This window comes from Spirosoma sp. 209 (assembly GCF_002006735.1).
GTDB lineage: Bacteria > Bacteroidota > Bacteroidia > Cytophagales > Spirosomataceae > Spirosoma > Spirosoma sordidisoli.
The window spans coordinates 42,449-56,668 of sequence record NZ_MVEC01000012.1; the positions used below are offsets into that span (position 1 = coordinate 42,449).

At 55.9% G+C, this 14,220-nt stretch carries 12 protein-coding genes; 3 read left to right on the forward strand and 9 right to left on the reverse strand.

Going from position 1 to position 14,220, the window contains the following annotated elements:
* Positions 1-10: 10 nt before the first annotated feature.
* The 3 genes from B1C80_RS19585 to B1C80_RS19595 form a co-directional block, all read right to left on the reverse strand.
* The gene (locus B1C80_RS19585) at positions 11-349 is read right to left on the reverse strand and encodes a DUF6686 family protein (RefSeq protein ID WP_077922909.1); all 339 of its coding nucleotides are present in this window, start codon (positions 347-349) and stop codon (positions 11-13) included.
* 111 nt (positions 350-460) lie between these two features.
* On the reverse strand, positions 461-1,096 hold the full coding sequence (locus tag B1C80_RS19590; RefSeq protein ID WP_077922910.1) for an HmuY family protein: 636 nt from the start codon (positions 1,094-1,096) through the stop codon (positions 461-463).
* Positions 1,097-1,111: 15 nt separating this feature from the next.
* Complete coding sequence (locus B1C80_RS19595; RefSeq protein WP_077922911.1) at positions 1,112-3,208, reverse strand: TonB-dependent siderophore receptor; 2,097 nt, start codon at positions 3,206-3,208, stop codon at positions 1,112-1,114.
* A 280-nt stretch (positions 3,209-3,488) separates the two neighbouring features.
* Between B1C80_RS19595 and B1C80_RS19600 the strand changes: the two genes are divergently transcribed.
* Complete coding sequence (locus B1C80_RS19600) at positions 3,489-6,911, forward strand: HEAT repeat domain-containing protein (protein WP_077922912.1); 3,423 nt, start codon at positions 3,489-3,491, stop codon at positions 6,909-6,911.
* Between the two features lie 11 nt (positions 6,912-6,922).
* On the opposite strand, the gene B1C80_RS19605 is transcribed toward B1C80_RS19600, so the two are convergent.
* The 6 genes from B1C80_RS19605 to B1C80_RS19630 all read right to left on the reverse strand — a co-directional run bounded on the left by B1C80_RS19605 (position 6,923) and on the right by B1C80_RS19630 (position 13,125).
* Positions 6,923-7,357, reverse strand: a complete 435-nt coding sequence (locus tag B1C80_RS19605; RefSeq protein WP_077922913.1) for a response regulator — start codon at positions 7,355-7,357, stop codon at positions 6,923-6,925.
* 292 nt (positions 7,358-7,649) lie between these two features.
* Positions 7,650-8,609, reverse strand: coding sequence for an L-histidine N(alpha)-methyltransferase (gene egtD, locus B1C80_RS19610; RefSeq protein ID WP_077922999.1), 960 nt, complete (start codon positions 8,607-8,609; stop codon positions 7,650-7,652).
* 14 nt (positions 8,610-8,623) lie between these two features.
* Positions 8,624-9,787 (reverse strand): ergothioneine biosynthesis protein EgtB, encoded by a 1,164-nt coding sequence (egtB, locus tag B1C80_RS19615; RefSeq protein ID WP_077922914.1) that lies wholly within the window; start codon positions 9,785-9,787, stop codon positions 8,624-8,626.
* Between the two features lie 184 nt (positions 9,788-9,971).
* Positions 9,972-10,709, reverse strand: coding sequence for an AraC family transcriptional regulator (locus B1C80_RS19620; RefSeq protein WP_236648844.1), 738 nt, complete (start codon positions 10,707-10,709; stop codon positions 9,972-9,974).
* A 217-nt stretch (positions 10,710-10,926) separates the two neighbouring features.
* Positions 10,927-11,925: an aldo/keto reductase gene (locus tag B1C80_RS19625; protein WP_077922916.1), complete on the reverse strand. Its 999-nt coding sequence runs from the start codon at positions 11,923-11,925 to the stop codon at positions 10,927-10,929.
* 165 nt (positions 11,926-12,090) lie between these two features.
* A complete protein-coding gene (locus B1C80_RS19630) occupies positions 12,091-13,125 on the reverse strand; it encodes a LacI family DNA-binding transcriptional regulator (RefSeq protein WP_077922917.1) in 1,035 nt (344 codons plus the stop codon).
* A 371-nt stretch (positions 13,126-13,496) separates the two neighbouring features.
* Here B1C80_RS19630 and B1C80_RS28170 point away from each other — a divergent pair, with 371 nt between their 5' ends.
* Entirely contained in the window at positions 13,497-13,796 is a 300-nt protein-coding gene (locus tag B1C80_RS28170; RefSeq protein ID WP_139361688.1) for a hypothetical protein, read from the forward strand.
* 112 nt (positions 13,797-13,908) lie between these two features.
* Positions 13,909-14,220 (forward strand): hypothetical protein, encoded by a 312-nt coding sequence (locus B1C80_RS19635; protein WP_077922918.1) that lies wholly within the window; start codon positions 13,909-13,911, stop codon positions 14,218-14,220.

A 14,220-nucleotide genomic window follows, 5' to 3' on the forward strand; every position in this document is an offset into this window, starting at 1 on the left:
CAGAGGATGGTTAGGAGAGTCGCTGACTCAGATCAAGAATACGTTGTGCTTCCAGAACCGGGGCGGCTTCGGTCAGTAAGGCGCAGAGGTTTGCCAGGTCGTCTTCCGAAAAAAGCAGGAAGTAGTTCGGCATGGGCGTAGGCAGGAGCAGTTCCTTCCCGTGGGTCGTACCGAACGGCTGCATGGCCAGCCGGTCAAAAATCATCTCGGCAAATGCATCGAACTGGTCAAGAGACAGGCAGAAGAGCGAGTTGTTGAACGCCACATTGACCACGCGGCAATCTTCACACATGCCTACATACCCAAACTCGTTCTGCGCAAAACTTCGGAAGTGGTGTTTGTGGTTCATAGCGGTAAGCGTCGTTCTGTTGAGTGGTTTGTGCCTAAGCGGGCAGCCAGTACAGTTCATGGACCGGGCTGGCTGCCACGCCGAGGACTTTGGGATTCCGCCGGGGCGGGGTTAGTTGAGTTTCATGGAACCGTCGGGCTGGTACAGGTACCGGAAGGTGTAGAACCGAGACCGGTTGGCCGAAGTCGGCGCGGCAGGTGCGTTCTCGTAATAGCTCAGGATCTCGACCTTGGCGTACTTGTTGTCGCCCGTACGAATCACCAGCACCCGCCCCGGTATCGGCGTAACCAGGTTGGTGCTGGAATTGTAGTTGTACCAGCCCGCCCCCGACACCGCCGGAATGGCCAGACTCGATGGGCTCTGATCCTGCGCGAACGTGGCCGAGGTGGGTAGGGTCGTCAGTTCATCGAAGGTGCCGGTATGCACATAGGCTCCGCCCTGGCCGGACCGGATCGGGCCACCGTTGACGATGATCGATGTACCCCGGAAACCAATGTCCCATTTGGTACTGGCCGAGTCGGTATTGGCTACGGTTTTGTTATCTCTCAGGTTGAACAGCGTGTATTTGCCGGTGCTGAGCGGTGGCTGGCCGGTCGTTGAACTGGGGGTGGTCGGGTCGGCGGGCAGGTTCGTTACCGTCTGCGCCTGTACCGGCAGCACTGGGTTGGTAGCGGTGTCGTCGTCATTACAGGCCAGGAGCAGGGACATAGCGGCTGCCAGGAGTAAAACGGGATACGTAGTTTTCATAAGAGTATGTACTGATTAATTGGATTTGCTTATCGTCGTGGCCCAGTCCCAGCGCAGGCTGGCGTACCAGAGCCGCCCGGCGAGGGTGGGGATGAATGACGGATCGGTATAGCCCGTCAGGTTATCGACCCCGGCCTGCAGGGTGATCTTTTTAATGGTCTTGGCGGCTGTCAGGTGCCAGGTCATGTATCCCTGGATATATTCGCTGGCTTCGTCCAGAATCAGGTTGCCATTCCGGTCGGCCAGGCCGTAGCGACTCCGGTAGATGCCCCGCAGCGAGGCAGAAACACCGGATTTGGTCAGCTCATAGAAGAGCTTTACGTTGGCCATGTGCCGGGACCGGTTCAGCAGCCCGCCGTAGTCTGACAGGTTGACCCGTTCGGTAAGCAGGGTTTCCGGATTCCGACGGAAAATATCCCCGTTTCGGATGCTCGACACCACGGCCTTGTCTTTGGCTTCGAGGAGCTGATACCCACTGCTGACCGTTAGCTGAGAGCCGCCCAGTTCGATTCGGTAGCTGCCATCCAGTTCGATGCCCTGGGTGTATACCCGGCTGAGGTTGGTATAGCTGAACACGTTTTGCCCGTTGGTTTTGCGGGCCACGACCTGAGTTTCGATCAGGTCGCGGATGTCGTTTCGGAAGAGATTTGCGCTGATCCGTACGGGAATGTCGTAGGCTTTGCGCAGGTCGAGCACCGCCCCCAGGTTAACCGCCACTGAACTCTCTGCCCGGATAGCCCCAAATCGGCCCGGATCGATCAGGATTTCGGCAATCTGACCCTGTTGCTGCAACCGCGCGACACCCGCGCCCACCTCCTGAGTGCCAAACACGCTGTACCCCGCCACCGCATTGTCGAAGTTGAGATAGAGCTGGCGGAAATCGGGCGCCTTGAACCCAACGCCTGCGCTAGCCCGTATGGCCAGGGTTTGATTAAGCTCATAACGGGCCGACAACTTAGGGCTGAACTGCGAGGCATACTGGCTGTGGGCATCGAAGCGGCCTCCCGCAATGAACGTCAGTCGGGTCGACGGCTGCCACTCGAACTGAGCCAGTCCGTAGCGGGTGCTGAACTGCTGACGGCCGGGATAGCGGGTGGCTTCTACGCCTTCGCCAATGTAGCCGGCTCCCAGCGTCAGGTAGTGCCGGTTTCGGAAGGTGCGCTCCGTGACAATCTCTACCCGGTCGAAGTTTTGCCGAAAATAGCTGTCGTCGTAGGGGGCCTGGGTATCCTGATAGGCCAGTTTTGTGGTGGTAGAGTAACCCGTGTGGTAATAGCGGTAAGTCAGCTTCCAGGTGTCCGTTAGCTGCTGGGTCAGTACCGGGTTTATGGAGTAGTCACGAACCCGGCCGGTGCCCGAGACTAGCCGCTGATCAACGGTGGCCAGCGAGTTGTCCTGCTGTTCCGTAAAGAAACGACCCGATATGCCCAGTTTCAGGCGGGGACCGAAGCTCGTGGTGAGCCGCCCGCTGGCGGTGTAGTTCAGAAAGGGAGACACGGTGGTGCCCGGCGTTTCGGGACTGAGGTCGTAGCCACCCGACTGGTACCGATTGCCGAACAGGTAAAGACCGGTTTTGCCGGAGCGCAGGGATACATCGGTGGTCAGGTCGCTGGTCTGGTTAGCACCGTACCGACCCGAAAGGCTACCCCGCATTCCCTCCGCCGGATTGGCGGTGATGATGTTCACCACGCCGGCCAGGGCTTCGGAGCCGTACAGACTGGACGAAGGACCTTTAACTACTTCAATCTGTCGGATATTTCCCACTGTTAACCGGCTCAGCTCGAGCGTACCGGCCGTACGGCCAACCAATGGCTCGCCATCCACCAGAATCAGAGTGTAGTCCGGTCCGAACCCCTGCACCTGCAGCCCCTGCCCGTGGTCGTTGACAATAGCCAGGCCCGTCTGCTCCCGTAAAATATCGTTCAGCCGCAAACTCCCCGATTGCCGAATCTGCCGCTGGCCTATCAGGGTAACCGGCATCGGCAGCGAGCCAACTTGCCGCTCGGTCCGGGTCGCCGTAACGACAACCGGGTCCAGCTGTTGAATACGACTCGTGTCAACTACCGGGTCCGGTACCTGCTCAATGGCCAGAAGAAGTAGAATCGATAGCATGGTGAATAGGTTGGCAGTGAGGTGGTTATACAGGTGAATCCGGCATTTGCCTGGATCATTACTGCAAAGGTTCGCTGCAAACGTATTCCTTATTTAAAATTAATCCAAATAAAAACTGAGTTATTTAGAATTATTACAAACAATGTTCGAATTGGTATAGATACAAGTCGATAGTTTTCTGGTTTGAATGAATTAGCTAACGATTTTGGGATTGAACAGTAAAGAAGGTCGAATGCGAACTTGATACATAGATTGTAGATAGTGCGTAGTTACTTTTTCCATGACGACATTCAGACGAAACCGGATAGGAACGATTGCGGGGTGTGCAGGCATAGCGCTCACTCCATTACTGGTCTTGGTAGGCTTTAAAGAAGATCCGATCGGGTCAGCCATCAAACGCCTGACCCCCGAACAACTCACCACGCAGGCGAAAGCCATTGAAGCCCAGGTTTCGCCCGAGCTGGCCAGCGGTCTGACCCTGAAAATATGGGGGGTCGATTCGCTGGTGGCTGACCCGATAGCCATCGATATGGATGACCAGGGCCGGCTGTATTACACCCGGACCAACCGCCAGAAAAACTCAGAATTCGACATTCGGGGGCACCAGGATTGGGAAATCGAATCGAACCGGCTGCAGAATGTAGCCGATCGGCAGGCGTTTCTGCGTCAAGTGCTGTCGCCCGCAAACAGCAAGAAAAACGAGTGGCTAAAAGACCTCAACGGCGACGGCTCGCACGACTGGCGGGATCTGACCATCGAGCGTGAACATGTCTACCGGCTCGAAGACACTTCGGGCGACGGACTGGCTGATCTGTCGAAACGGGTAGTCAGTGATTTTCATGACGAAGTAACCGACGTTGCCGGTGGCGTGATGGCCGATGGCAACGATCTGTACGTAGCCGTGGCGCCGGACCTGTGGCGCATGAAAGACAAAAATGGCGACGGCATCATCGACGAGAAAAAATCCATTTCGCACGGCTACGGGGTCCACGTCGGCTTCAGTGGCCACGGGATGTCGAGCATCAAGATGGGCCCCGACGGGCGTATCTATTGGCAGATTGGGGATATCGGTTTCAACGGCAAAGGCCCCGACGGTAAAAAGTGGGAGCACCCCAACAGTGGAGTCATTGTCCGGTCGAATCCGGATGGGAGTGACTTCGAGGTGTTTGCCTACGGCGTTCGCAACACCCACGAATTCGTTTTCGACCAATTCGGTAACCTGATCAGCGAAGACAACGACGGCGATCACCCCGGCGAGCGCGAACGGCTCGTATACATCGTCAACGGCTCCGATACCGGCTGGCGCAGCAACTGGCAGTACGGTAAATACCGCGACCCGAACAACAATACCTACAAAGTCTGGATGGACGAGGGTATGTACAAACCCCGTTTCGACGGTCAGGCCGCTTATTTTACGCCGACCATCGCCAACTTTGTCAGCGGGCCAACGGGTATGCTGTTCAACCCGGGTACGGCGCTGAGTCCGGCCTATAAGAACAAGTTTTTCATTGGCGAGTTTGTGGGTAGCCCGGCCCGGTCGGGTATCCATATGTTTAGCCTGAAGCCCAAAGGAGCCTCTTTCGAGCTGGGTGAACATAAAAAGATACTGGGCAATGTGCTGGCCACCGGGATCGATTTCGGTCCCGACGGAGCCATGTACGTAGCCGACTGGATCAACGGCTGGGACTCCAAAGACTACGGTCGGATCTGGAAACTCGACGATAAAGATGGGGCCGGCTCGGCCGAACGGCTGCTGACTAAAAAGCTGCTGGCCGAGAACTTCGCCCGCGTGTCCGAAACCCAACTGGGCGATTACCTCAGGAATCCCGACATGCGCGTGCGCCAGAAAGCTCAGTTCGAGCTGGTGAAGCGCGGGGCTAAAGGCGCTCCGGTGCTCAGCGCAGCCATCCGGCAAACTACCGATCAGCTGGCCCGCATTCACGGCATCTGGGGTATCAGCCAGCTGGCCCGGCAGGATAAGAAATACGCCCAGCAGCTGGTGCCCCTGCTGACGGATAAAGACCCTGAAATCAAAGCACAGGCCGCCAAATGGCTGGGCGATGGTCGCCATGCCGAAGCCGCCCCGTCGCTGTTGCCGCTGCTAAGCGATCCGAGCGAACGGGTGCAGTTCTTTGCGGCCGAGGCCCTCGGTCGGATGGCCTATGAACCTGCTATTCAGCCGATCATTGCCATGCTGGCGGCCAACAACGACAAAGACGCGTACCTGCGTCATGCGGGTAGTCTGGCGCTGGCCCGAATCGGCAAGGCAGAGCCGGTCGTAGCGCTGGCTAAGCACCCGTCGCGGGGGGTACGAATTGCGGCAGTGGTGGCCCTTCGGCGGTTGAGCCATCCCGGCATTGCCAATTTTCTGGCCGACGAGGACGAGTTTATCGTTACCGAAGCCGCCCGGGGTATCAACGACGACCTGTCTATTCCGGGTGCACTACCTGCCCTGGGCAGTCTGTTGACTACGACCCGTTTCACGAATGAGCCGCTGCTTCGTCGGGCTATCAGTGCCAACCTGCGGGTAGGAACGCCAGCGGCCATGCAGCAGCTGATCAGCTTTGCCAGCCGGGAAGGAGCCCCTGTTGCGATGCGGGCCGATGCCCTCGATGCGCTCAGTACCTGGTCGAAGCCGTCGGTGCTGGACCGCGTCGACGGGCGGTATCGGGGTCCGGCCGTACGGGACGCCAACCTGGTAAAGGCCAAATCGGCAGCTACCTACACCCAGCTGCTGACCCATTCGGATCAGAGTTTACGGCTCAGCGCGGTGCGGGGCATCCAGAAGCTGGGTCTGGCCCAGGCGTCGGATAACCTGCTGGACCGGCTCAAAACCGATGCATCGGCCACGATTCGGGTCGAAGCGCTGCGGGCGCTGGCTGGGCTAAACAGTCCTAAAATTGGCAGTGCCATTGAGCTGGGTCTGGCCGATAAAGACAAACAGGTACGGGTGGCTGCGCTGGATCTGGTTGGAAAAACCACCATGGCAAAGGACCGCATCACCAGCCTGTTGACCGACGTAATCAATAACCAACCCGTCGAAGAGAAGCAGGCGGCTCTGCTGACGCTGGGCAAACTGCCCGTTGCCAATACGCAGGCTGTGTTCAATCAACTGCTGACCAAACTGGAGGGTGGAACGCTCTCGCCCGAAATCAGCCTGGAACTGGAAGAAGCCATTGCCAGCACCCGATCGCCGGTACTGGCCAGCCGTTACAAAACCATCACCGGCCGTTTGTCGGCGGATGCGGTCATGGCGTCGTACAAGGGCAGTTTGCTGGGGGGTGAACCTGATAAAGGACGCCGGATCTTCATGCGGCACCAGACGGCACAGTGCATCCGGTGCCATGCCTACGATGACCTGGGTGGTAATGCCGGTCCGCGTCTGAACGGGGTAGCCCGGCGGCTGACCCGCGAACAACTGCTCGAAGCCGTAATCAACCCCAGCGCGCGGCTGGCTCCCGGTTTCGGCACGACCACGCTCGCGCTGAAAGACGGCAAGACGATCAGCGGTATCATTCAGGGCGAAACGGCCACCGAACTGACCATCAAGGCCGGTGATCAGCCCGATGCCGTGATCAGTAAAAGCCAGATAGTGACCCGCACCGATTCGCCGTCGAGTATGCCGGACATGAAGTACCTGCTCACCAAACGCGAGATTCGGGACGTGGTCAGTTTTCTGGCTACGTTACAGGACGACAAGTAGGGAGGGGCGGGTTAGTCTTCCTCGGTAAACCGGTTGGGGTGCAGGCAGTTAGACCAGTAATCCACGATAGCCTGTAGCTGGGAACGCATGGCCTGCTGACTCTGCTGCTTTTCAAAAAATCCCTGTATGGTTAGCTCATAGGCTTCTTCGACCAGGTGTTTGTAAACTGGATGGGTAAAGAAAATGAACGGAATCGCGCGTTTGCGCAAGGCTGAATCCTCTTCGATCAGCTGGCGCAGCTCGATTCCGCTCATTTCCTGCAGGCTGACTTCTGAGATGATCAAAAAGGGCCGGTCTTTGGTTGTTTTCAGGTAGTCGAGCGCGCGTTGGGCACTGCTGAAAAAAATGACCGGACTCAGCGGGGCAATTTCGTTGAGAATAGGGGTTAAAAGCACTTCGTCATCTGTATCGTCGTCAATACAGATGATAGGACCGTTTACTTCCATACGTTTTCAATTCTTCGTTGTGCATACAGAACCCAATGCGTTCAGAATTGATAGGGAAATGGCCAATTATCTACTAAGTGGCAGACTGCCTGTGCGTGCTTTGCTGCCGGAAGCATAACGTCGCCCGTATTCATCCGGGTCTGGCTCAGAAGGGCCCCTATTTGGCTGTATGTGACGAATAATGGCCCAGCCTTGCCATCCCGGCTTCCCCGTTGGGAAAACAAGGCTGGGCTAACTACAGGTGGTCAACTACGGTATAACTCACAGGAAGCCAGGGTCTAATGGCAGTAGTTCAGGATTTTCTCCAGAGCACATCCGTAAACCGCTGCTGGCTATCTATGTACGTCTGTATCGGCTCGAAACCCGCTTCACGACCCAGTTCAGCAATCTGCGTCTGGGTGTATTTCTGCGAGATTTCCATGTAGATCGGTTCGTCTTTTTCAAATTGGAAAAGGGTGCCGTCGTCCAGGCGGATGTCGTGCCGGCGGGTGCTGACCAGATAGCTCTTACAGGCTCCGGTTACGGGGTCATACACGGGAAAATGAACAAAATCAGCCGGGTCGAACGTACCCCCTAGTTCCTCATTGATCCGGTCCAGCAGGTTCAGGTTAAACGCGCGGGTCAGTCCGCCCCTGTCATTATAAGCATTCAGTATGGTCTGTGGGTCCTTCCGCAGATCGAATCCCATCAGCGCGTAATCACCCGGTTTCAGATAGCTGTTCAGTTCCTTGCAGAACCCGATGGCTTCGGTTGGCAGGAGGTTCCCGATGGTTCCTCCCAGAAACAACAGCAGTTTGGGGGTTGGTCCGTTGTTCTTCAGTTGGGCCAGCATCGGGAAATATTCACCCGCGAGGCCGTCGACCGCCAGACCCGGGAGCTGTGCCGGTAATGTTTGCGTTAGTTGCTCAACCATGCTGGCCGAAATATCGATCGGCACGTAGCGATTGCTAAATGCCAGGTCCATGGCGGCCCGCAGCAGGTGCGTGGTCTTGGAGGCATCGCCCGCTCCCAGTTCAACGATATCGAACGTGGGGTGTGGAGCGGTACAGGCCCGTAGAATATCCCTGCTTTTGTCCCGTAAAATTTCTTCTTCGGCCCGGGTTAGGTAATACTCCGGGCAGCGCATGATCTGCTGAAACAAGGCATCGCCCCTGGCATCATAAAAGTATTTCGACAGCAGGAATTTCGGGCTGGCGGATAAACCGCGGATGACATCCCGACGAAAGGCGCTGTCAACTTGAGTAAGCTGCATACCGGTAGAATCTGTCATATGGATCTGGCCAGGCGGATACCTGTGAACTGCCAGCGTAAAGGAGGGTGAAAAAAATTGCGGTAGGTGGGCCGGCTGTGACCGGGTGTGGTTGCTTCTGAAGCTCCCCGAAGCACCATCTGACTGACCATGAACTTGCCGTTATATTCGCCAATGGCCCCTTCTGCCTTCGTAAAGCCGGGGTAAGGCAGGTAAGCGCTTTCGGTCCATTCCCAGCGCGAGCCCCACTGAAACAGGGGTTGAGCCACTTCCCATTCGGCCTCGGTGGGCAGGCGCAACCCGCGCCACTGCGCATACGCCCAGGCTTCGTAATAGCTGACGTGACAGACGGGCTGGTGGGGCGGCAGCGGCACAAGCCCCTCCGGACTGTAGTGGTACCAGCTACCATCGATCCAGTGCCAGTAGAGGGGGGCCTTGATTGGCTTGCTTTTAACCCATTCCCAGCCTTCTGCGTGCCAGAACCGAAAGTCCGAATAGCCGCCCGCTTCGATGAACGCCAGATAATCGGCATTGCTGACTAGCTGAGACTGAACCTGATAGGCGGCCAGATACACCTTATGCCGGTTCAGTTCATTGTCGAAGCAGAACTCACCGCCCTGGGCACCCATCTCGTAAACGCCCTCCGGCAGGGAGATCCAGTCCGGCTGCTGGCAGTCCGGGACGTCCGGTTTTGGGTACGAGGTGCTGTAGCCCGGCATGAGCGGGTTATGACCCAGGATGTATTTGATGTCGGTGATCAGTAGTTCCTGGTGCTGCTCTTCGTGGTTGATGCCCAGTTCAATAGTTGCCCGCAGCGAGTCGGATAATGGAGCCGGTTGGGTTAGAAAGGCCTGCATGGCCCTGTCGACGTGGGCCCGGTACGCCATCACGTCAGCCACTGACGGACGGCTCAGATTGCCCCGGTCGGTTCGGACCACCCGCGCCCCCACCGACTCGTAATAGCTGTTGAATACGTACGGATAACTGGGGTCAAATACCTTGTAATCAGCGGCAAAGGGGATAAGAATAAATGTTTCAAAGAACCAGGTCGTATGCCCCAGATGCCATTTGGGCGGACTCACATCGACTATGGGTTGTACAACATGATCTTCGGGTTGCAGACCCTGACAAATGGCTTCGCTTCGGGCCCTCAACTGGCTGTATCGTTCGGACAGGTGCATGCGGGAAAATTCAACGTTTCATACATAACCCGCTTTGGGAGCGGGTGGTGCCCAAAAAACGCATTTCCCCGATCGTGAAAAGACGCTATAGCTCGCCATCACTGGTCTGTTCTGTAGTAAATCAGATGATTAGATACGGTTTGCCCTGACCTACAGCATCGGGTTAAACGTGCCTGATTCGGGTTTATTGGGACCGGAATGCTTTGGGCGTTGTGGCGGTCATTTTTTTGAAGAAGTTATTGAAGTGGGTGGGGTAATCGAAGCCCAGCGCGTACCCAATCTCCGAGATGCTCCAATCCGTAAACTGCAGCAGGGCTTTAGCTTCGCTGATGACGCGGTCGGCAATGTGAGCCGTTGTGGGTCGTCCCGTATGTTCCTTAACGGACCGGTTCAAATGGTTTACGTGAATCGATAACTGCAGCGCGTAATCGTGGGCCGTACGGAGGGTAAGCGGGTGGTTAGGGTTTTCGATGGGAAACTGCCGCTCCAGCAGTTCGAGGAATAGCGACGCTATACGCGATGAGGCATTTTGTGGTCTGACCAGATCGTTCGAGGGCTGCAGTTTCAGCGTTTCGTGAATGATCAGGTTGATGTATGTGCGAATCAATTCGCCTTTGAACGGGTAGTCGGTAGCCTGTTCCGCTAGCATTTTCTGAAAGAGCGCCGTCATGGTAGCCGCCTGGTCATCGGTCAGCGCGAAAACGGGCGTACCCCCGATTTTGAACAGGGGCGACTGCTGCAAACTGGCTGACCGATCGGTTGGTTTCAGAAAGTCTTCTGTAAACACACAGGCAAGTCCCGTTTGGTGGTCGGTGAGTCGTTCTACCGAGTAGGGAACGATCGGATTGGCAAAAAATAAGGACGTGCCGTTGACTTCGATGCGCCGATCCGCAAAGTGAATGATCAGGTGTCCTGTACTCAAAACGATTTTGTAAAAGTCCCGGCGGCTGTGCGGGTGCGGTTTTGTGGCGGGCAGGTTAACCTCATAGACTTTAAACCCCTTCAACGTCAAATCTGTCGAATTGCCCGCTGTCGGCTGTGGTTTGGGTAGGTTAGCCATTGACCAGGAATAAGAAACTGGAAAGGAGTTAGAAAATTGCGGTCGAAACAATGCCACTGTTCCGACCGCGTAAGCTGGTTTATAAACCGGTCGATTTCTCCATCTGCTCCGTGTACCGGGCGCCCACCACATCGATCCGGGCGGTAGCCGCTTCGATATCGGCGAGTTCTTCGGCGGTTAGCTGAACAGCCACAGCGCCAATATTTTCGGTCAGGCGATGCGGCTTCGTTGTTCCCGGTATCGGCACGATCCAGGGCTTTTGGGCCAGTACCCAGGCCAGGGCAATCTGAGCCGGTGTGGCCTCGTGGCGTTTCGCAAACTGATCGATCAGATCCAGTAGCGCCTTGTTAGCCACGCGGGCCTCTTCGGTGTAGCGGGGCAGCGTGTTGCGAATATCGCCCGCTGCGAACTGGGTACGTTCGTCGATCTTACCCGCCAGAAACCCTTTCCCGAGGGGGCTGTAAGCCACCAGACCGATGCCCAGTTCCTCGATAGTCGGGATGATTTCCTGCTCATGCTGGCGGGTCCAGAGCGAGTATTCACTTTGAAGCGCCGTTACGGGTTGTACCGCATGGGCCCGCCGGATGGTGCCGGCACCCGCTTCCGACAGTCCGAAATGCTTCACCTTACCCGCCTGTATCAAGTCCTGAACGGCACCCGCCACCTCTTCGATCGGCACGTTGGGGTCGACCCGGTGTTGGTAGAACAGATCGATCACCTCGACCCGCAGCCGCTTGAGCGATGCGTCGGCAACGGCTCTGATGTGTTCGGGGCGGCTGTTGAGGCCTGCCATCTTCCCATCCTGAATGGCAAAGCCGAATTTGGTGGCAATGACAACCTGACCCTTAAACGGTTCAAGCGCTTCCCCGACCAGCTCTTCGTTCGCGTACGGTCCGTACACTTCGGCGGTATCGAAAAAGGTAATGCCCTGTTCGACGGCCGACCTAATCAGCTTGATCATCTCGTTTGTGTCCTGAGCAGGCCCGTAGCCAAAGCTCATGCCCATACAGCCCAGGCCCAGTGCTGATACCTCGAGACCGGCCGTTCCCAGTGTGCGTTTTTGACGGGTTGTACTCATACCATTGGGGGTTAAAATTTGACACAAAGCTACCGGGCCCCAGCGTCGTAAAAGGACGAAATACAAACAGAAAGTTACGAAATTCAAATAACAACTCAGGAACAGTTTGGCCGAGTCTGGTCCGAACGTGCTGCGTCCTGCGCAGGTCTGGAAATCGTATTCACTTTAGTCGGGGAGCAGGATGGAGACCGGCTGGGTGGAGGCTTGCCCAATCAACTGACCATCCAGGTTGACCTGGGTAATCTGGCTCGGTACGGCCAGTGTGTCGAGAAGGACCGAAACGGCCAGCTGGCCCAGTTCCTGAACGGGTTGACGGATGTACGTAAGGGGCGTGTCGAAGAGCTCGTAGGCATCCGTTTCGTCGAAACAGATCACCGCCAGCTCGTTGGGGACGGCTACCGACAACGATTTAATGGCTTTCAGGCCCGCCATAGCGATCACGTTTGATGCGAACAGAACGGCTTCTATCGGCTGGGGGCCAGTAGTGAAGGCCTGCAGGGTTCTGGCTACGTCGGCTGGCAGGTTCGATGGGCCAATCGGTTTGAGCCAGCTGCGCCGGGTGGTGAGATGGTTGTCCTGAAGAGCAGACAGATACCCTCTCGTTCGCTCGGTAATATGGAAGAGGTCAGTGTCGAGGGTGATCATGCCAACCCTGCGGTAACCGGCTTTGGCCAGGTGGCCGACAGCCGTGTACATGGCCTGAAAGTTGTTGAGGGCCACATAGCTGGTTCGGATGTCCGGAAAGTACCGATCTACCAGTACCAGCGGAATGCCTTTCTTCTGCAGATCAATCACCTGCGACTCTACCCCGGCAGGAGGGGCCAAAATCAGGCCATCGACCTGGCGATTGAGTAGGGTCGTAATCAGTTTTTGGCACTTATCCGGGTTTTCGTCGGAGCTGGCAAATATGACGGTGTAGTTGTGTTTATCGGCTTCGTCTTCGATGTACCGGGCCAGTGTGGCAAAGAAGGGGTTCGCTATATCGGCCACAATGAGCCCCAGCGTACGGGTCCGGCTCGTTTTGAGGCTCTTGGCAATCTGGTTGGGCTGGTAATTTAAGTCGTTGGCAACCTGTCGTATGCGTTTGGCGACCTCCTTGCTGATGCGGTTTTCCTTTTTGTTGTTGAGTACGTACGATACCAGGGCTGTAGATACGCCTACGACCTGAGCAATGTCTTTGAGAGAGGTCTTCTTTTGCATGCCAACAACAAAATAAAATGCAACAAATTAGTTTAATCGTTTAAACTAATAAACGGTCATATAAAGTTTGCTGGCACTGAAACTTCAATGAAAAATTCTAAAATGCTCATTTTAATTGTACTATTTTTATAGATTTGTCGTATTATATAATGAAATTTAGGTTTGTTGTACTATTTGGGTTTAAACGATTAAACTTTCGACGCAACGATGCCGTTACTTTGACGAACACTTGACAACAAGACAGTTGCGAGTGGCCCGCCCGAAACCGGGTGGGATCGGCCGAATCCAGCAAAGACCAAAGCCGATGTTGTTTCGCTTCACCATCCTGATGGGAGAGGAAGCCAGCGACCCGACCGACAACGTTACCGATTATGAAATTTACACAAACACATAGGACCAGCCTTCGCCCAACGAAGCTAGCCAACCCGTTTCAACAAACGCTACTGACCTTTATTAACCAACAGGTGCAGGTTTTTGAAGCGCTCGCCCGCAGTGGCAACCCATTTGGCAGCAACTGGCTGCCCGCCGATCAGCAACCGGGCCAACCCCAGCCATCCGTTTTCAGGCCGGCTGTCAGCTCACGTACGGTTTCCTCCCGAGTAGGCTCTAAAGTGCCCCAAACCACAGGAATCGGACTTGATCGGTTTCGCGCCCAGCAGGAAAACGCCTAGTTCGTTTTCTACCAGCATGTAACTACAATTTTCACTCCAGACAGGCTGACACTGGTATTCCAGTTTGTCGGTCCGTTGTGGTCGTGCTCACTCATTATTGAACAACCAAGTCATGAAACGTTTTTCAGTGCTTTACCTGCTCAACGAGCAGTATCATCATGTTGGCTGCAACACACAGACCGAGGCTCAATCGGTGCTGCATAAACTGGCCGCTGACAAAAAACGGAAGCCGGTTGGTATCTACGATTCCAAGACGGAGTTATTCGACTGGGAACCATCCCGCCAGCAAAACTACGAACAGGCCAGCATCGGGGAACAGGGCGATCAGGGCAACCGGATCATCACCATTGCCCAGTCGCTTCGCCGTCGGGATGCAGGCTGGCTGCCGGTTGGTGACCTACATCGGCCAAGCCTGTTTGCCTAG